The 16,294-nt window shown below is 39.1% G+C and carries 21 protein-coding genes and 1 other annotated feature; of the genes, 4 read left to right on the top strand and 17 right to left on the bottom strand.

Features of this window, described 5'->3' with window-relative positions:
- Nucleotides 1-2 precede the first annotated feature (2 nt).
- The 9 genes from DXN33_RS02240 to DXN33_RS02205 all read right to left on the bottom strand — a co-directional run bounded on the left by DXN33_RS02240 (nucleotide 3) and on the right by DXN33_RS02205 (nucleotide 3,742).
- Nucleotides 3-464 (bottom strand): class I SAM-dependent methyltransferase, encoded by a 462-nt coding sequence (locus tag DXN33_RS02240; protein WP_070478287.1) that lies wholly within the window; start codon nucleotides 462-464, stop codon nucleotides 3-5.
- Nucleotides 464-658, bottom strand: a complete 195-nt coding sequence (locus tag DXN33_RS09880) for a hypothetical protein (RefSeq protein WP_070478289.1) — start codon at nucleotides 656-658, stop codon at nucleotides 464-466. The genes DXN33_RS02240 and DXN33_RS09880 overlap by 1 nt, the downstream gene beginning before the upstream one ends.
- A 14-nt stretch (nucleotides 659-672) precedes the next feature.
- A complete protein-coding gene (locus DXN33_RS02230) occupies nucleotides 673-1,443 on the bottom strand; it encodes an ATP-binding protein (protein WP_115904222.1) in 771 nt (256 codons plus the stop codon).
- Nucleotides 1,437-1,595 carry a hypothetical protein gene (locus DXN33_RS09625; protein ID WP_181897267.1) on the bottom strand — a complete coding sequence of 53 codons (159 nt, stop codon included), beginning with the start codon at nucleotides 1,593-1,595 and terminating at the stop codon, nucleotides 1,437-1,439. The genes DXN33_RS02230 and DXN33_RS09625 overlap by 7 nt, the downstream gene beginning before the upstream one ends.
- Complete coding sequence (locus DXN33_RS02225; protein ID WP_115904221.1) at nucleotides 1,583-2,401, bottom strand: phage replisome organizer N-terminal domain-containing protein; 819 nt, start codon at nucleotides 2,399-2,401, stop codon at nucleotides 1,583-1,585. The genes DXN33_RS09625 and DXN33_RS02225 overlap by 13 nt, the downstream gene beginning before the upstream one ends.
- Nucleotides 2,398-2,736, bottom strand: a complete 339-nt coding sequence (locus tag DXN33_RS02220; protein ID WP_070478296.1) for a hypothetical protein — start codon at nucleotides 2,734-2,736, stop codon at nucleotides 2,398-2,400. Before DXN33_RS02220 ends, DXN33_RS02225 begins: the two co-directional genes overlap by 4 nt.
- On the bottom strand, nucleotides 2,733-3,161 hold the full coding sequence (locus DXN33_RS02215) for a hypothetical protein (protein ID WP_070478299.1): 429 nt from the start codon (nucleotides 3,159-3,161) through the stop codon (nucleotides 2,733-2,735). Before DXN33_RS02215 ends, DXN33_RS02220 begins: the two co-directional genes overlap by 4 nt.
- A 2-nt stretch (nucleotides 3,162-3,163) precedes the next feature.
- A complete protein-coding gene (locus tag DXN33_RS02210; protein ID WP_115904220.1) occupies nucleotides 3,164-3,475 on the bottom strand; it encodes an excisionase in 312 nt (103 codons plus the stop codon).
- A gap of 78 nt (nucleotides 3,476-3,553) precedes the next feature.
- The gene (locus DXN33_RS02205) at nucleotides 3,554-3,742 is read right to left on the bottom strand and encodes a helix-turn-helix transcriptional regulator (protein WP_070478303.1); all 189 of its coding nucleotides are present in this window, start codon (nucleotides 3,740-3,742) and stop codon (nucleotides 3,554-3,556) included.
- 201 nt (nucleotides 3,743-3,943) lie between these two features.
- Here DXN33_RS02205 and DXN33_RS02200 point away from each other — a divergent pair, with 201 nt between their 5' ends.
- Nucleotides 3,944-4,711, top strand: a complete 768-nt coding sequence (locus tag DXN33_RS02200; RefSeq protein ID WP_070478305.1) for a DUF4393 domain-containing protein — start codon at nucleotides 3,944-3,946, stop codon at nucleotides 4,709-4,711.
- Between the two features lie 290 nt (nucleotides 4,712-5,001).
- Here the strand turns inward: DXN33_RS02200 and DXN33_RS02190 are convergent, their stop codons facing one another.
- Nucleotides 5,002-5,712 carry an ORF6C domain-containing protein gene (locus DXN33_RS02190; RefSeq protein WP_115904219.1) on the bottom strand — a complete coding sequence of 237 codons (711 nt, stop codon included), beginning with the start codon at nucleotides 5,710-5,712 and terminating at the stop codon, nucleotides 5,002-5,004.
- A 21-nt stretch (nucleotides 5,713-5,733) separates the two neighbouring features.
- Nucleotides 5,734-5,940 (bottom strand): helix-turn-helix transcriptional regulator, encoded by a 207-nt coding sequence (locus tag DXN33_RS02185; RefSeq protein WP_050216445.1) that lies wholly within the window; start codon nucleotides 5,938-5,940, stop codon nucleotides 5,734-5,736.
- 172 nt (nucleotides 5,941-6,112) lie between these two features.
- Between DXN33_RS02185 and DXN33_RS02180 the strand changes: the two genes are divergently transcribed.
- The 3 genes from DXN33_RS02180 (at nucleotide 6,113) to DXN33_RS02170 (ending at nucleotide 9,113) form a co-directional block, all read left to right on the top strand.
- On the top strand, nucleotides 6,113-6,868 hold the full coding sequence (locus tag DXN33_RS02180) for an XRE family transcriptional regulator (protein WP_115904218.1): 756 nt from the start codon (nucleotides 6,113-6,115) through the stop codon (nucleotides 6,866-6,868).
- A gap of 15 nt (nucleotides 6,869-6,883) precedes the next feature.
- Nucleotides 6,884-7,687 (top strand): hypothetical protein, encoded by an 804-nt coding sequence (locus DXN33_RS02175; RefSeq protein ID WP_115904217.1) that lies wholly within the window; start codon nucleotides 6,884-6,886, stop codon nucleotides 7,685-7,687.
- 280 nt (nucleotides 7,688-7,967) lie between these two features.
- Nucleotides 7,968-9,113 (top strand): site-specific integrase, encoded by a 1,146-nt coding sequence (locus tag DXN33_RS02170; protein ID WP_258864216.1) that lies wholly within the window; start codon nucleotides 7,968-7,970, stop codon nucleotides 9,111-9,113.
- A gap of 100 nt (nucleotides 9,114-9,213) precedes the next feature.
- On the opposite strand, the gene rplL is transcribed toward DXN33_RS02170, so the two are convergent.
- The 6 genes from rplL to msrB all read right to left on the bottom strand — a co-directional run bounded on the left by rplL (nucleotide 9,214) and on the right by msrB (nucleotide 16,249).
- On the bottom strand, nucleotides 9,214-9,582 hold the full coding sequence (gene rplL / locus DXN33_RS02165; RefSeq protein WP_001196965.1) for a 50S ribosomal protein L7/L12: 369 nt from the start codon (nucleotides 9,580-9,582) through the stop codon (nucleotides 9,214-9,216).
- Nucleotides 9,583-9,654: 72 nt separating this feature from the next.
- Complete coding sequence (rplJ, locus tag DXN33_RS02160; protein WP_001287277.1) at nucleotides 9,655-10,155, bottom strand: 50S ribosomal protein L10; 501 nt, start codon at nucleotides 10,153-10,155, stop codon at nucleotides 9,655-9,657.
- Between the two features lie 38 nt (nucleotides 10,156-10,193).
- Nucleotides 10,194-10,329 (bottom strand) — a sequence feature (ribosomal protein L10 leader region).
- A gap of 75 nt (nucleotides 10,330-10,404) precedes the next feature.
- Complete coding sequence (locus tag DXN33_RS02150; protein ID WP_115904215.1) at nucleotides 10,405-11,664, bottom strand: TRZ/ATZ family protein; 1,260 nt, start codon at nucleotides 11,662-11,664, stop codon at nucleotides 10,405-10,407.
- 114 nt (nucleotides 11,665-11,778) lie between these two features.
- On the bottom strand, nucleotides 11,779-13,527 hold the full coding sequence (locus DXN33_RS02145) for an ABC transporter ATP-binding protein (RefSeq protein ID WP_115904214.1): 1,749 nt from the start codon (nucleotides 13,525-13,527) through the stop codon (nucleotides 11,779-11,781).
- 1 nt (nucleotide 13,528) lies between these two features.
- Nucleotides 13,529-15,253 (bottom strand): ABC transporter ATP-binding protein, encoded by a 1,725-nt coding sequence (locus DXN33_RS02140; protein ID WP_115904213.1) that lies wholly within the window; start codon nucleotides 15,251-15,253, stop codon nucleotides 13,529-13,531.
- A 60-nt stretch (nucleotides 15,254-15,313) separates the two neighbouring features.
- Nucleotides 15,314-16,249, bottom strand: coding sequence for a peptide-methionine (R)-S-oxide reductase MsrB (gene msrB / locus DXN33_RS02135; protein WP_115904212.1), 936 nt, complete (start codon nucleotides 16,247-16,249; stop codon nucleotides 15,314-15,316).
- Between the last annotated feature and the right edge of the window lie 45 nt (nucleotides 16,250-16,294).

Here is a 16,294-nt window from a genome sequence, read left to right as displayed (position 1 = left end):
TCCTAAAATTTCATAAAAGCCATCCAGTGAGTTGTCCCACGTTGCTGACCGAAAAGCGGTTGATGCGGAACCAATTCCAAAATTTCTTTAACATTTACTTGAGCATCAGACCACTTGAAAATAAGTGTTCCTCCTGTTTTCAAAACCCTAAAACATTCTTCAAAACCTTGTTGTAAATCTAATCTCCAAGTCAACAAGTCTAGTTGTCCATATTGCGCACGCATGAATGATTTCTGACCAGCCCATAGCAGGTGTGGTGGATCAAATACAACAAGGTTGAATGTTTCATCATCAAATGGCATATCTCGAAAATCTGCAACAATGTCTGGCTTAACATTGATTTTCTTTTTGTGAATCTCAAATTCCTCTTCACGTCTATCCATGTATGTTGTGTGTGGTTCATTTTTATCAAACCAAAACATTCGAGAGCCACAACACGCATCTAGTATTCTGATATCTTTCATCACTCCACCTCAATTGGATAAAAGTTCCCAAAGGAACCCCTCAATGCCTTGCCAACTTGTAAGGCTGCCGCCCGAGAGACGAACCGCAAGGCTTTCTTCTCCTCTGAACATGAAATGTCCAAGCCTGTCACACCGATAACTGCGGACCTCAGAAACGGCTTATCCTCTCTTGTTCCATGCTTTAAAATAAACATCAGCCACCTCCATTCTAGAAATATTGCTTCCGCTTGTTTGTCAAATCATTAAAAATCATCAAATGGTCTTTATCCACACCCTTCATCAGTCTGGACATAAAGGGTCTGCCATATCTTTTCTGAATATCAGCAGAAATTAAATTCGTAGTAATGATTGTATTTGAACGCTTATTCAGGATATTGTAGAGAATAGTAAACGACCATTCGCTATCCTTCTCCATTCCTAAATCATCCAAAACCAAAAACTTAGCACTCGCAATTTTATTGACCAGAAACTCTTCCTGACTAAAATCAGCTTTAATCTTCATCAGCAAGTCCGTCACGTTGATGAAAATAGCAATATCTTTCGTGTACTCAGATAAGGCTTTGACCATAGCAAAGGCCAAATGGCTCTTGCCAGTCCCAGGTTCACCCTGAAGTACAATATTGTTCCTAGCACCCTCAGACCACTCACGACAAATCCGCTTTGCAAAAGCTAGCTTTTCAGCTTCTTTTTCGGTTGGTGTCTCAAAATTGTCCAAAGTCGCATTTTTTAAAACCTCATCATAAAGAGAGAACTTTTCTAGATAGTACTTCCTTTCTCGCTCATTCTCAGCGTTAGCCAGTTCATTCACTCTTTCCTGATTTTCTTCATGGATCCGCTCAGATTCACACATGCGACATACAACACTATCAGTCCGCAATATCTTTATCAAAGGAATTTTGTGCTTTTCGCAAAGATCTTTCTGTTGTTCTGTATTCCTGTGATAAGATAAGGCAATCTCCTCAAATACATTGTCTACCATGAAAGACGACCTCCACATTCCTGCCAGCTGGCCATTTCAGACAAGCAGGAAACCACTTGATGAATTGGCTGGTTTGCTAAAAGAGTTTTCTTCTCGTAGCTTAACGGATAATAGTCAATCTCGAATTGTTCAATTAGTTCTAGTACCCCCATTCGTCCTTGGCCTCCTGTTCTTCTTTCTTATCCTTGTTCTTCTTTTCTGATTGACGAACCTGTTCAACAGTGGTGACATTGTTCATTTGCCAATTTCTTAAAATCCCACCTATATATTTGATGTTGGGTTTTCCAGAGTTGATAGCAATCTTCAGTGCTTCTTTTACCAGATCCACATCATTCTCATTTAGTAGATGATTTATTTCTTCAATCTCAAATCCAGATAAGAGTCTACGAAATTCAGATTGAAAAAGTTCTAAGATATTTTCTTGACCACCACTACTATTAGTAGTAGTAGTTATTCTTTTCTTATCTTTATCTAATCTATTCTTATTCTCATTCTCATCTTCTTCTAGTGCGTTACCGTCCGTTACTGTAACGTTACCTGTAACGTTACCTGTAACGTTACCAAGAGCAAGATTTTTCTGTTTTTCACGATGTCTAGCCACACGATTACGTGTTTGTTCCTTGATTTTTTCCATACCATCGATGTTTTGGTGCTTTTCCCAGTTTGGCAAGGTAATGACCCCGTCGATAATCTCGACCATCCCAAACTGCTCAAAGACTCCCAAAGCCATTCTGACTGTATTTAATGGCCTACGAAATATTGTAGCTAGCATTTCATCAGTATAGTGGACCTTATCCGACATCATCAAAAGACCATTACGATTATGTTTTCCAGCTAAAGCGAGGATTTTAAACCAAATAACTAAAATAGCATCATGATCAGGCAAGGCATCAATCAGACAAATCTTTTCATCGTCAAAAATATCCGTTGTGATTTTTATCCATTTAATTTCACTCATGCACTATCCTCCCAATACTTTTCCAAATCCACATTCATCACTGCAGCGAGGTTCTTCTGCTCGGTTAGTATTTGTCTACGGTAAGGAGCAAGCCCAGCTTGTCGCTCCTCCTCGCTTCGTGGTAAGTAATATCCATTTGGCTTCATCTTCTTAGCTACGATAGGGTGGTCAAAATTGACACGCAAGCTTTCGATAGTCTCTTCCAGCTTACGCTTCGACAGTCCGGTTTCTAAGCGGATTTCACTCGCTTGAATAGGCAAATCGAAAGTAGCGCAATTCATGATCATGTTTAACACACGTATTTCCATCTCGCTCATGTCACGGCTAACAGTCATGTCTTTGCCCTCCATTTCCTTGGATTTTGCCGAAAATCCATGGTCATTTCTTTATAGAGTAAACGTCCATTTTCTTCTAAGAGATTCGCGTTTTGTTTACTTAGAAGATCATTATTTCTTGCTTCTTCCTGGTAGTCCTGAGCTAGCTTGTCATAATCTTCGATGCATACTCTAAAATATTGAGGTACATCCTCAATCGTTGAAGAAAGTCCGTCAGGTGGTTGTGTGTCATAAGTTGACTTTCTGTCACACTTTTTCAAGTTTCTTCGTGCAACTTTTCTGAAGTCTTCTACTTCTTCAATGAGTATCACCGTTTTTTGTTCAGTTTCCTCTTCATTCTTATCAGTCAGTAGCAGCAGGATAAAGACCATAATAAAAATCGTTACTAAGCCAAGCAATTGGCTTGATAAAGTTGGTTCTGTCATGTTTAAACTCCTAACATTTTTTCTTTTTTCATATTCTCAAGCATTTCTGCCAGAGTTTCTTTCTTCGTACGATATCGATTACGACTTTTCCATTTAACAAACAAACGAAATCCCTCGTAGTCGATAAATACAATCTTATGTGTTGGATTATCGATGAACTGCTTAAAATCAGGATGCTCCCTCATTTCTGTTGCCCATACTTTAGCTGTTCCTGTAGTTAATCCTTCCCACCTTTGGCAAAGATGACTATAATCTCCATGTGTTGCTTTTTCATCAACACCAACCGCTTTATAAGTAATTTCTGCTTTTGGCATGGGGTTCCCTCTCTTTCGTGTTATAATTTAGTTAGTTATTTTGATTAGCGCCTGACTTCTGTTAGGTGCTTTTTTGTTTTATCTTAGTTCATCTATGCTGATGCCTAACGCGTCAGCTATTTTTTTAACAGTATCAAAGTATAAATCTTTTACTTCTCCATCTCTTAAACGATAGATACTAGCAGTTCCGATTCCTGCTTTTAAACAAAGTTTATAAACTGTCCAATTTTTCTCTGAAAGCTTTTCAGAGATTTTATCCCAGAGCATATCTGTTTTTCTCCTTTTCTAGCTTTATTTTTATAATTTCTACACTTATATATGCTGTTACACTATATATTGTGCCTGTTGTAGGTTTCTACTCCTAATTTACACTATATATTGACAAACATTGTCTTTTATCATATAATATATCTTGACTAGGACCTCTCACCGTTTTAGTCAAAATCTAAACAGAAAGAAATCATAATCATGGATCCTAACCAATTCAAAGACTTTCTTCCTCTTGTTACAGGATTTTTAGGAGGAGCTACTTCAGCCGGTGTATTTGCCGGACCTATTCAAACCTTACAAGATTGGTGGTATATCAATTATGGCCACGATGTTTCTAATCAAGCAGCATTATTGCGTGCAAAAAACGAAATTGATGTTGAGAATCTCAGAAATAAAACGCTTCAAGAAGTGGCTACTATCCCACCAGAGAATGTTCAAGAACCACCCCTAAAAATATTAGGTCCTGCTTTGGAAGCATCTAAGTATTATATTGAAGAAGAAGAGTTACGCTCTATGTTCGCGAAAATATTAGCAAGTTCATTTGACGATCGGAAAAACTCGATTATACATCCGTCTTTCGTTGAAATTATCAAGCAACTAGATATCACAGATGCACGTATTCTCCAGAACTTGAAAGCAAATAATTACGCAATAGAATCCCCGATTCCTTGCATGAAAGCTGTAATAAAATACGACGATGGTACTAAAATAATATTTCCAATCATTTACTTTATAGATGGAACCGAAGGGATTGATGAACTCGCTCCTTCTTTAACGAACTTAGAACGACTAGGCCTTTTAAAGATTAAGAGTGATACGTATTCAACGAACGATTCAATCTATGATTTTATTAGAAACACCCCTCTTGTTCAACATATTCTTCAAAACTATCCAGAAATTAGTATTAAAAAAATGTGTTTTTCCATCACTCCCCTCGGGAAGAATTTTTTGGAAGTTTGCTTGTAATTGATTTAGCAAATTCTTCTACACTTGATTTTTCAAAATCCATATATTTTTTGTATAGTTCATTTACTTTATAAATGTGGTAATGCATCATAGTAGATGTTACAATAAAAGATGTCAGAACTGATATAATAAATGTTTCCATTTCTTCTCCTTACAATCTGATTGCTTGCAATCTCTCAAAAAAACTAGTGTTTCTTAGAGTATTTTCTACTAATTCAGGGTCTACCTTCACAAAGGTGGACTCTTTTTTTCCACTATACGGATATCGTCTCGGTCTCATTTTTCCCTCCCTACGCTTGACTAAATGCGTTAAGTTCCATAATCTTCATCTTGGTATTAGTGCTTGGCTCCCACGTCATCCAGTAAGCAAGAGCAGCTTCCGCAAACTTCTTCGGTAGCAAGTCATAGCGACTGATGTTGAAGTGGTCCTTGAAATCAATCTCAGCTTGTCTAAATACTGACTGAGCAAAAATCTTATCCGCATAAGCTGGACTATCAATACCACCCAAGCAAGCTACTACACGAGCCTTGCGCTTCTTCAGTAACGACTGAGCATAGCTTGGATGAATCGGTTGTTCACTCTTGAGATAGTCAATATCTTCCAGCATGGTCGCCTGTTGCTCACGCAATTTCTTTTGGCCAGTAAATAGAGCAATGAAAGCATCCTCGTCCAAGTCCTCGCGGATAAATCCACCCTGCTTGCGAATAGCTGGCAAGACCTCTGATGTCACCCAACGCTTGAACTCTTTTGCTTGAGGTAATTTGCTGGATAAGATAAGAGAGTAGAGACCAGATTCGTTGATGACTGTCTGATTTCTCATCTGACCTGCCGTGGCGACTTGCGACGTTAGCTTATCATCTTCATCAACATGTCGGTTAATATCTCGACTACCGTTTTGGTACCCCAGAATATCCGCAACATCCTTAGCAACGAACCACGGTTCGTTATCAAATATCACTGTACGAACTTCCTGTCCGTGAAAATTAAAAATTTCGTTCATAAAGCTCCTTCTTTGTTGCGGTTAAACCGCAATGTCGTGTAAAAAAATAATGTCATCAATAGACACACCAAAAGTAGTAGCGATTTGATAAGCTTGGGTTACAGTAGGTTCTGTTTTTCCTCGCTCCCAATTTCCCCAAGTATCAACAGAGACATCAATAGCCTCGGCTGCATCCGCTTGTCTCCAATTTTTTAGAGTTCTCAATGTTTTAAGAGTCATTTTCTGCATTTTACAGTCCTTTCTATCTTTTTTATAATTGAGTGACTCAACTATGACTCTATTATAATGCGGTTAAACCGCAATGTCAAGTGTTTTTTGCGTTTTTATCGTATTTTTTTATTTTTTTCTTTACTTTTTTGCGTTTTTGCCGTAATATATACTATATAAAGGAGTGATACAAATGAGCAATAATAAAAGTAAAGAAATTTTCTCTGCGAACTTGGAAAAGTTAATGGCCAGCAGAGACGTTGATAGAAATAAACTTTGTTCTGATTTAGGATTAAAATACACTACTGTAAGAGATTGGTTAAAGGGTATAACTTATCCTCGAATAGGAAAAATAGAATTACTTGCGGACTATTTCGGTGTTAATAAATCGGACTTGATAGAAGATAAAACTCAAAAAGTAAAAGAAGTAAAAATCCCTACTTCCCCTCTTGTCCAAAAAATTACTGAAAAAGTTGTAAAGTTGTCAACTCCAAGAAAACAAAAAGTTCTGAACTATGCTAATGAACAATTAAAAGAGCAGAATAATAAAGTGATTATGATTGAGGAAAAGCTTTTTGAATACCGTGTTTTTGAAAAACTTTCAGCTGGTACTGGATTTTCATACTTCAACGATGGGAACTATGACACTGTTTTTTATGACAAAGACCTAGACCACGATTTTGCTTCTTGGGTTTTCGGAGATTCCATGGAACCTAAGTATATGAATGGAGAGGTTGTTCTTATCAAAGAAACAGGTTTTGACTACGATGGTGCCATTTATGCAGTTGAGTGGGATGGCCAAACTTATATCAAGAAAGTCTATAAAGAAAAAGATGGTCTCAGACTCGTCTCTATCAATAACAAATATAAAGATAAATTCGCACCATTTGAAGAAGATCCAAGAATCATTGGAAAAATAGTCGGAAACTTCATGCCAATAGAAAATTAAAGTCAAGGTGATCACATGTCATATTTTCCTACTAATCTTACTGAAGAGGAAATCAAAGAATTAATAGAACAACACAAAAAAACAATTAGTAAACTGGAAAATCAAAGGACTTTGATAATCTCTCTAGCACTTCTGACGACTATTTCTATCTTTTTAATCAATCTCATTGGGAATTTATTATTAACAATCTTCTCATTTATTATTTGTTTCTTAGTATTACTCTCCTTGATTGCTAGCTATCCTGGACAATCTAGTACCGATTATCTAGAGGATGAAATTGAAGAACTGAATAAACTATTGTCTATTCGAGTAGAAAATAGATTAAAACAAGAAGAAATTGATAAGAAAACTATTTATGATGTTATTCTGAAAGTAAAAGGAATATCCTATCGTCAAGAAGCTTTCTCAGATTTATGTCAAGAACTCATAAGTGAATCAGATGATATCCCTTATTTAGGATACACTTCAAAAGAAATTAAAGAGGAATTAATTTTTGAAGAAAGGTTTTATAAATACGTGCCTTTTGAAATTCCAGATGTAGAGTTTATTCCTGAATTTGATAATAAATTTGACCCTAATGCAGTTAAAATTGTCGTTCGCGGTCATCACTTAGGTTATGTCACCAAGTCAAAAAATAGAAAAGTATTAAGATTAACAACAGATTCAAATAATGAAGTTATCAAAAATGCTGAAATTTATGGTGGTGAATATAAAGATATTAATCCGGATAGCGGTCGACTTCGTACAGTTAAGGATTCATTCAAGATACGAATTAAATTGAAAGTCTTAAAAAAATCCCCTGAAAATTTTAAGCGATGAAATCAAAGCACGCTATCTTATTTGACAATTAAATAGAAATTTTGATAAAATACAGTTGGATTACCTAGATGAACTCATCTAGTGCAAAATACGGCAGGTAGCTCCTGTCTCGGTCACAACTGTACAATAATTGTGCAGCTTTTTTGATTACACAAACAAAAAAAACCACGCTCTCGGTCGGCAAACTTCTGAGCGTGAGGCAATCAGGATAGTAAAAGGCATTAAAAAGCCCTCTTTACTATACCCATTTTATCAAAAAAGTGAGGTAAAATCAATGTGGATGGAAGAACTACCAAATGGTAGATACCGTTTTGCGGAGAGATATAAAGATCCGTATACTGAAAAAATGAAAAAAATATCTATCGTGCTTGATAGCAAGTCACCCCGTGCAAAAAAAGAAGCACAAAAGATACTAGATGAAAAGATAGCAGAAAAGCTACAAAGCTTGACTACTACTGATATGCTCTTTACAGACGTTCTAAACGACTGGTGGGAACTTCATAAAAAGTCAATCAAACCTTCTACCATAAAGACTATGGTATATGCTGTAGATGAAATCAAAGAGACTTTTGCGCCTGACGTAAAAATAAAAAATATCACTGCCAAGTTCACTCAACAATTTTTCACGGATTCAGAAGAAAATCATATCAAACTCAAAAAGCAAAAGTCGGTGCTAAGTATGGTCTTTAATTATGCACTTGATATGGAATTGATTGATAGCAATCCTGTTCAGCGTGTAAGACTTCCTAAAAAGGTTGTTACATACGAAAATATGGAACGGATTGAGGATAAGTTCCTTGAGCAAAGTGAATTAAAAAGGCTTCTTAAGGCCATGAAAAAGTACAATCGGGGCTACCATGTCGCACGTATGGCTGAATTTATGGCACTGAACGGTTGCCGTGTCGGGGAAGCTGGTGCCTTAAAGTTTGAGAACTACGATAGAGAAAACAAGACTATCACAATCAATGGTACTTTAGACCCAACCCGCAAAGGTTCTGAAGGTATCAAGACTACACCTAAAACTTTATCATCTATAAGAGTTGTAGACTTGACCAAAAAAGAGATAGAAATCATTGAAGAATTTATTGAACTACATGAAATCAGAAAGAGTACTAATCCGAATTATAAAGACATGGGATTTATATTTGTATCAGCCAATGGCATTCCAATTCATAAATCAAGTATTGGTAAGCTTATGAAAAATGCCAATGCTACTTTAAAGAATCCAATCAACAAACCACTGCACCCGCATATCTTAAGACATACACTGATCAGTACACTTGCTGAAAACAACATTCCTTTAAAAGCAATCACTCAAAGAGTTGGCCACAAAGACAATGGTAAGACTACGATGGAGATTTACACGCACGTTACCAAAAATATAAAATCAAAGGTTGTAAACGTGCTAGACAAAATTTATAAATAGTTTTGCCCCATTTGTGCCCCATGACAGATAAAAAGAAAAACCGCTAGTCCTAAGAATAGCGGTTTAATCATGTTTTTAAGCTACTAATGTAGTTGCTCTATTATTTAAGAGTAACTGAAGCTCCAGCTTCTTCCAATTTAGCTTTGATTTCTTCAGCTTCTGCAGTTGCAACGCCTTCTTTAACAAGTGCTGGTGCACCGTCAACAAGTTCTTTAGCTTCTTTAAGACCAAGACCTGTGATTTCACGTACAACTTTGATAACGCCAACTTTTTTGTCGCCTGCAGATGTCAATTCAACGTCGAATGAATCTTTAGCAGCACCAGCGTCAGCAGCACCAGCTGCAGCAACAGCTACAGGAGCAGCTGCAGTTACACCAAATTCTTCTTCGATAGCTTTTACAAGGTCGTTCAATTCAAGGATTGAAGCTTCTTTAATTTCAGCAATAATGTTTTCAATGTTCAATGCCATTGTTATTTCCTCCAAATATGTTTTAAATTTATAATATATTTTCGTAGCTAGGCTACGCTGCGTAGCTTAAGATTAAGCTGCGTCTTCTTTGTTGTCTGCAACCGCTTTGACTGCAAGAGCAACGTTGCGCACTGGCGCTTGAAGTACAGAAAGGAGCATAGAAAGAAGTCCTTCGCGGTTTGGAAGAGTTGCAAGAGCAAGAATCTCTTCTTTAGATGCGACAGCGCCTTCGATTGCACCACCTTTGATTTCAAGTGCTTCAGCGTTTTTAGAAAAGTCGTTCAAGATTTTCGCTGGTGCGATAACATCTTCGTTAGAAAATGCTACTGCAGATGGTCCAACAAATACAGATGCAAGATCTTCAAGACCAGCTTTTTCAGCTGCACGACGCAAGATTGAGTTTTTAATAACTTTATACTCAACTTCGCTTCCACGAAGCTCACGACGAAGAACTGTATCTTGCTCAACTGTCAAACCACGAGCGTCTACAACGACGATAGATGCAGCAGCTTTCATTTTTTCAGCTACTACGTCAACTAGTTCCGCTTTTTTAGCAATAATTGCTTCACTCATTAGTGTGTTCACCTCCGTTATTATTTTGCTTGGGGAAATTTTTCAAAAGAAAAACGCGCCCAAACCTAGACACGAAAGTACAATACGCTTCTTTTTACATGATACGTTTTGTCCTCGGTAGGATATTTATGAGTCGAGCTCCCCTACTGTCTTAGGCAGTTTTTTCAAACCGTATATAAGTATAGCATAGTAAAAAAAAGAATGCAAGATTTTTGCAAACTTTTTTTAAAATTTTTCGTGATTTTTCTTTTAAAGTTCTACTGTTAGTACTTGGCCTTGCTTAACAACCTGTTCTCCAGCGATATAAACATCATCAACATCACTGGATTTAACAGCATAGATGAGATGAGAAAGCATATTTTCCTGAGGTTGGAGATGAATTTTTCCTTGTGGTTGAATAACGAGAAAATCTGCTTGCTTGCCGACTTCTAGACTTCCTATCTGATTTTCCATTCCTAGAACCTTAGCCCCTTCGATTGTCAGTGCCTTGAGAGCTGTTTCGATAGGAAATTGGCTGGCATCCCCACTTTTCATCTTCTGAAGAAGGGCTGCAGTCCGTCCTTCCTCAAACATATCTAGATTGTTATTGGAAGCAACCGAATCTGTCGCAATTCCTACTGCCACTCCTGCTTTTTGCAGTTGAATGATGGGAGCAATCCCTGAGGCCAGTTTGAGATTGCTGATAGGATTGTGGGCAATAGACACTTGAGAAGTTGCCAAGCGTTCAATTTCTCTCTCGTTTAGTTCGACCCCGTGAGCAAAGACAGACGGATGATCTAAGTAACCCAGTTCTTCTAAAAAGGTGAGGGGGCGTTTTCCGTAGCGTTTCAGGATAATGCCAGATTCCTCCTTGGTCTCCGCCACATGGATATGGATTGGAATATTCAGTTCTTTTGCCATATCTAAGCTTTCTGCCAGCAAGTCTCTACTACAGCTATAGGGAGAATGTGGGGCTACCATCACCTTGAAATTTGGATTTTTATATCCAATAATTTCCTCAATGATTGCTCGAGTTCTGCTTATAGTTTCAGCAGTTGTCTCTGCCTCTGAAGAAAAAAGAGTCGGTGAGAAATAACACCGCATCTTGGAAGTTTTCACTGCCTGATAAATCCGTTCAATCTCCACTCCATTGGGATTATACATGTCGTTAAAGGTAGTTGTTCCTGACTGGAGCATCTCTGTCAGAGCTTCTTTGACCGCTCTTGTAGTCATGTCTGGAGTAAATCCTGCTTCTGCAGGCCAGATATAATCATTGAGCCATTCATGGAGATTGCTATCATCTCTGATTCCTCTCAATCCTGTCATAGCAGAATGGGTGTGACAATTGACCAAACCAGGCATAATCCAGGCCCCCTGATAGTCTATAATCTGCACAGCTTGCTCTAAAATCTCTGACTTCTCTTGACCAACATAGACGATTTGAGAATCCTTAACTGCTAAAATTCCATCCAGATAAACATGGAAATCTTTGTCACAAGTCACGATATTTACATGCTGAAAGACTTTCATTCTAGGCTCCTTTTCTAAAAGACAATTTACAGTAAATAATTTTTCTAGCTATTGTAACAAAAAAGTCACCCGAAGACAACTTTTTTTGTCCATAAGATTTCAAAGTAGAAAGGATTATTCAGAGCTAAAAGCTGCAGCTTGCTGCATTTGGTAATACTTGCCCTTTCGAACCATGAGTTCTTGATGATTGCCATACTCAACAATATCTCCATCCACCAAGACTAGAATCAAATCCGCATCCTGAATGGTTGACAAACGGTGGGCAATGATAAAGCTAGTGCGCCCCTTCATGAGTTTGGAAAAGGCATCCTGTACTAGCACCTCTGTCCGTGTATCGATTGAGGAAGTCGCCTCGTCTAAGATAAGAATCTTAGGGATAGCTAGAAAGACTCGGGCGATGGTCAAGAGCTGGGCTTGACCGACAGATAGTGATTCTCCTGCATTTTCCAACTTGGTATCGTATCCCTGTGGCAACTGCTGGATGAAAAAATCTGCATTGGCTGCTTTGGCAGCAGCAATCACCTGTTCCCGACTGGCTTCAGGATTTCCAAAGGCAATATTGTCATGAATGGTCCCTTGCTTGAGCCAGGTTTCTTGGAGTACCATGCCAAACTGTTGTCTCAATGATGCTCGGGTATATTCGTAAATGGAACGACCGTCTAGCAAGATATCTCCCGAGTTAATAGGGTAAAAACGCATAAGGAGATTGATAAGAGTTGATTTTCCGGCACCTGTCGGACCAACGATGGCCACCTTGCTACCAGCTGGAATATCAATAGATAAATCCTTAATCAAAATCTTTTCAGGATGGTAGCCAAAAGAAACCTGTTTAAAGGAAATAGCTCCCTTGACTTGGTCACTGGCCAAGACTTCCTTACCTGTTTCAGCTACTTCAGGACTTTCTAAGACAGCATAGACACGCTCTGCACAAGCTAAAGCACTTTGTAACTCAGCTAGAACTGAAGAAATATCGTTAAAGGGCTTGGTGTACTGTTGGACGTAATTCAAAAAAGTCACTAAACGTCCGATAGTCAAGGTGGATCCCATCATGATACGATAAGCTCCCACTCCAGCCAAAAGCGCATAAATCAGCGCATTGACAAAGCGAGTTGAAGGATTAACCGTTGAGGAATAAAAGATGGCTGACTGAGAATAGCCTGCGTAGTTGGCATTCGCCTCATGCAGTCTTTGGATAAACTCTGTCTGAGCATTGAAAGACTGGATAATAGTCTGCTGGCTAAGCGATTCTTCAATCAACTGAGTCTGAATCCCCCTCGTCTCTGTTTGCTTCTGGAAGAGATGATAGGAGCGTTTGGCAATAAAGCGTGAAATCACCATAGACAGTGGCGTCAACAGCAAGACTAAGAGAGTCATGAGGAGATGAATCTGAAGCATGGCTAGAATACTAACAAAAATCATCAAGACACCAATGAAAAATTGGTTAAAAATCATGGTCAAGCCAGCTGCCAACTGTTCGATGTCCGTGGTTACACGACTGACCATTTCTCCACTTCCTTGACGATCCACAAAGGCAATCGGTAAACGATGGAGCTTATGGATGATTCGCTCTCGCAAGTCTCTGGTATAAGAAAAGATTAGGCGATTATAGAGGAGAGGATTGACCCACTGCACAAGGGTATTTCCTATGACCACCAAGATCATTTGGAGAAAAATCTGCCAAAAAACTGATGAAGAACCAGCCACCATGGCTTGGTCAATGACCTGCCCAATCAAGATAGGAAGATAAATTGATAAGGCAACCTGGGCAATAGTTCCTAGAAAGGCTAGGAAAAGGAGGAAGGGATGACTTGCTAAATCTTTTGCCAAACGTTTGAGCGTCTGGTTTGCAGTTTGTCGTCTCATACTAGTCCTCCTTACCATGTTGGGATGCATTGATTTCGCGATAAACTTGACTGGATTTCATCAAGTCCTCGTGCTTGCCGATAGCTAGGAGCTCTCCTTTTTCTAAGAGGAGAATCTGGTCAGCCATCTGTAAAGTCGAGGTTCGTTGAGAGATCAAGATTAAACTGGTATTTGGCAGATTTTCTCGGATAGCTTTCAAGAGCTTGGACTCGGTAATGGTGTCCAGTGCCGAGGTTGCATCATCTAGGATGAGAAATGGAGCCTGACGCAAGACTGCGCGAGCAATAGACAGCCTTTGTTTTTGTCCACCTGAGAAATTTCGACCTCCTGTCTCAACTAGAGCATCTAAAAGTCCTTCCTTTTCACTGACAAAATCCTTGGCTTGTGCAATTTCCAAGGCCTGCCAAAGTTCTTGGTCCGTTACTTCGTGATTGAAACCCAGAGTCAAGTTGGAACGAATGCTTCCCTTAAAGAGTTCGACTTTTTGGGGCACATAGGCAATCCAAGACCGCCACTGCTCAAGATTACGAGGACTAGATCCATCTCGATAAGGGTAAATGCTCCCCTTGTCTGCTGGGTAAATTCCAAGTAAGACTTGCACCAAGCTTGATTTACCAGAACCTGTTCCCCCAATGATACCAAGGATTTGCCCTTGAGTCATATCAAAGGAAATGTCTCTCAAAGAAGGCTGGGCCGCATCAGGATAGGTAAAGGTCAGTTCTTGAACTTGTAAAACCTGATCACTGGTAGCTTGCTTTTGTTCTAATTTTGAATGGATATCCTCTGGAGCCTCAGCAAAGACTTCCTCGATTCGCTTAGCAGAGATATAGGACTGGTTGAGAGAATTGATTAGCATAGCTAATTTGACCAATTCCACCAAAATCTGTAGGAGATAGTTGATAAGGGCAATGAGGGCCCCTTGACTGAGCAATCCTCCTTGAATAGAAACATATCCCTGCCAGATAATGACTAGGAGGGTTCCATTAACAATCAGATAGGTTAGAGGTGTTAATAAACTAGACCAGAAACCTGTCTTTTCTTGTAATCTAGCATAGACTTGGTTAAGGGTTTGAAAAATTTGTAACTCTCGTTTTTCTTGACCAAAAGCACGAATAACCCGCATCCCTTGTATTTGCTGGCGTGTTTCCTGAACTAGTTGATCCGTTTTCTTTCTCAGGCTGCTGTAGAGAGGATTGACTAACCGAGAAAGGCCTACAATAACGATTGTCAGAATCACAACCATGACCAAAAACCAGAGAGTCAGCTCAGCTGAGATTCGATAAGCCATAAAAATGGCACCAAAAACGATAATAGGCGCTCGTAAAAAGAGACGCAGGAATTGATTGATACCAGTCTGAATCTGGTAGGTATCCGAAGTCAAGCGAGTGACCAAGCTAGAAGTTGTCAAACGGTCTCTACTGTCCTTAGGTAAAGATAGAATATGACGATAGAGGTCGTTTGTCAATTCCTTGGCAAAACCCACCGCAGCCTTAGCTGAGTAGAACTGGGCTATTAAGGCCACTACAACACCAATTACTGCAAAGATAAGGAGCAAACCAATCTGCATCCAGAGATGACCTTGATTTTTCTGGGGCAAGGATTGGTCAACAATCCCAGCAATCACCATGGGAACCAAGAGCTCAAACACAGCTTCTAGTAACTTGAACAAGGGTGCTAAAATTGATTCCTTGATGTAGGGTTTAAAGTAAGATAATAGGTGTTTCATAAATCCCTTCTATTCGTATTCTGGAAATGAAGAGAGTGGGAAGCACCCACCCTCTCTGTTTTATTTGTTTAAGTAAGGCAGTAGATAGCTATATCCTGCTTCTTCCATCTCATCCTTGGCCACAAAGCGCAGGGAAGCAGAATTGATACAGTAACGGAGGCCACCTAACTCACGAGGCCCATCTGTGAAAACATGACCCAAGTGAGCATTCCCCGACCGAGAACGAACCTCGATTCGCTCCATCCCATGGCTGAGATCCTTGTAATAATGAATCAATTCCTTGGAAATCGGACGGCTAAAACTTGGCCAACCACAACCTGAGGCAAACTTATCCTTGGCAAAAAAGAGTGGCTCACCTGTCGTGATGTCTACATAAATACCTTCTTCAAAGGTTTGGTCATAGGCATTGGTAAATGGAGCCTCTGTAGCAGCTTCTTGGGTGACACGATAGGACTCTTCAGTTAAGCTTTCCTTTAATTCTTGACTAGGCTTTTCATAGTTAGAGGCATCAATCAATGGCTTCTCAGCATCGGTCACATCGATATGACAGTAACCTGAAGGATTCTTCTTAAGATAGTCTTGGTGGTAATCTTCAGCTAAAATATAGTGGCGAAGTTTCTCCACCTCTACTGCAATCTTTCGACCAAGCATGCGCTCCTGCTCCTGCACCACTGTGTAGATAGCTGGCAAGTCTGCTTCATCTTGGTAATAAATCCCAGTTCTATATTGGCGACCACGGTCATTCCCTTGTTGATTGATAGATAAAGGATCGATAACACGGAAATAATAAAGCAAAATCTCTCTGAGTGACACTGCCTTCTCATCGTAAATTACTTGAACCGTTTCTGCATGGTCTGTTTCTTTGAGCAACTGGTAATTGGTCGTTTCGACTTGACCATTAGCGTAGCCAACACTGGTTGCTGATACTCCAGAAATGCGTGAAAAATATTCCTCTATACCCCAAAAACAACCACCTGCTAGATAAATTTCTGCCATCTTTATTTCTCCTTTATCAAGTTTTTAACTAATACTCTTCGAAAA

The sequence above is a fragment of the Streptococcus sp. NM genome (assembly GCF_003390135.1).
Classification (GTDB): Bacteria; Bacillota; Bacilli; order Lactobacillales; family Streptococcaceae; genus Streptococcus.
This window is presented reverse-complemented; position numbering and strand designations above follow the sequence as displayed.

Bases quoted from the DNA above. Each gene is read 5' to 3' on its own strand.
- DXN33_RS02240 (WP_070478287.1), bottom strand. From the start codon at position 464: ATGAAAGATATCAGAATACTAGATGCGTGTTGTGGCTCTCGAATGTTT.
- DXN33_RS09880 (WP_070478289.1), bottom strand. From the start codon at position 658: ATGTTTATTTTAAAGCATGGAACAAGAGAGGATAAGCCGTTTCTGAGG.
- DXN33_RS02230 (WP_115904222.1), bottom strand. From the start codon at position 1,443: ATGGTAGACAATGTATTTGAGGAGATTGCCTTATCTTATCACAGGAAT.
- DXN33_RS09625 (WP_181897267.1), bottom strand. From the start codon at position 1,595: ATGGGGGTACTAGAACTAATTGAACAATTCGAGATTGACTATTATCCG.
- DXN33_RS02225 (WP_115904221.1), bottom strand. From the start codon at position 2,401: ATGAGTGAAATTAAATGGATAAAAATCACAACGGATATTTTTGACGAT.
- DXN33_RS02220 (WP_070478296.1), bottom strand. From the start codon at position 2,736: ATGACTGTTAGCCGTGACATGAGCGAGATGGAAATACGTGTGTTAAAC.
- DXN33_RS02215 (WP_070478299.1), bottom strand. From the start codon at position 3,161: ATGACAGAACCAACTTTATCAAGCCAATTGCTTGGCTTAGTAACGATT.
- DXN33_RS02210 (WP_115904220.1), bottom strand. From the start codon at position 3,475: ATGCCAAAAGCAGAAATTACTTATAAAGCGGTTGGTGTTGATGAAAAA.
- DXN33_RS02205 (WP_070478303.1), bottom strand. From the start codon at position 3,742: ATGCTCTGGGATAAAATCTCTGAAAAGCTTTCAGAGAAAAATTGGACA.
- DXN33_RS02200 (WP_070478305.1), top strand. From the start codon at position 3,944: ATGGATCCTAACCAATTCAAAGACTTTCTTCCTCTTGTTACAGGATTT.
- DXN33_RS02190 (WP_115904219.1), bottom strand. From the start codon at position 5,712: ATGAACGAAATTTTTAATTTTCACGGACAGGAAGTTCGTACAGTGATA.
- DXN33_RS02185 (WP_050216445.1), bottom strand. From the start codon at position 5,940: ATGCAGAAAATGACTCTTAAAACATTGAGAACTCTAAAAAATTGGAGA.
- DXN33_RS02180 (WP_115904218.1), top strand. From the start codon at position 6,113: ATGAGCAATAATAAAAGTAAAGAAATTTTCTCTGCGAACTTGGAAAAG.
- DXN33_RS02175 (WP_115904217.1), top strand. From the start codon at position 6,884: ATGTCATATTTTCCTACTAATCTTACTGAAGAGGAAATCAAAGAATTA.
- DXN33_RS02170 (WP_258864216.1), top strand. From the start codon at position 7,968: ATGGAAGAACTACCAAATGGTAGATACCGTTTTGCGGAGAGATATAAA.
- rplL (WP_001196965.1), bottom strand. From the start codon at position 9,582: ATGGCATTGAACATTGAAAACATTATTGCTGAAATTAAAGAAGCTTCA.
- rplJ (WP_001287277.1), bottom strand. From the start codon at position 10,155: ATGAGTGAAGCAATTATTGCTAAAAAAGCGGAACTAGTTGACGTAGTA.
- DXN33_RS02150 (WP_115904215.1), bottom strand. From the start codon at position 11,664: ATGAAAGTCTTTCAGCATGTAAATATCGTGACTTGTGACAAAGATTTC.
- DXN33_RS02145 (WP_115904214.1), bottom strand. From the start codon at position 13,527: ATGAGACGACAAACTGCAAACCAGACGCTCAAACGTTTGGCAAAAGAT.
- DXN33_RS02140 (WP_115904213.1), bottom strand. From the start codon at position 15,253: ATGAAACACCTATTATCTTACTTTAAACCCTACATCAAGGAATCAATT.
- msrB (WP_115904212.1), bottom strand. From the start codon at position 16,249: ATGGCAGAAATTTATCTAGCAGGTGGTTGTTTTTGGGGTATAGAGGAA.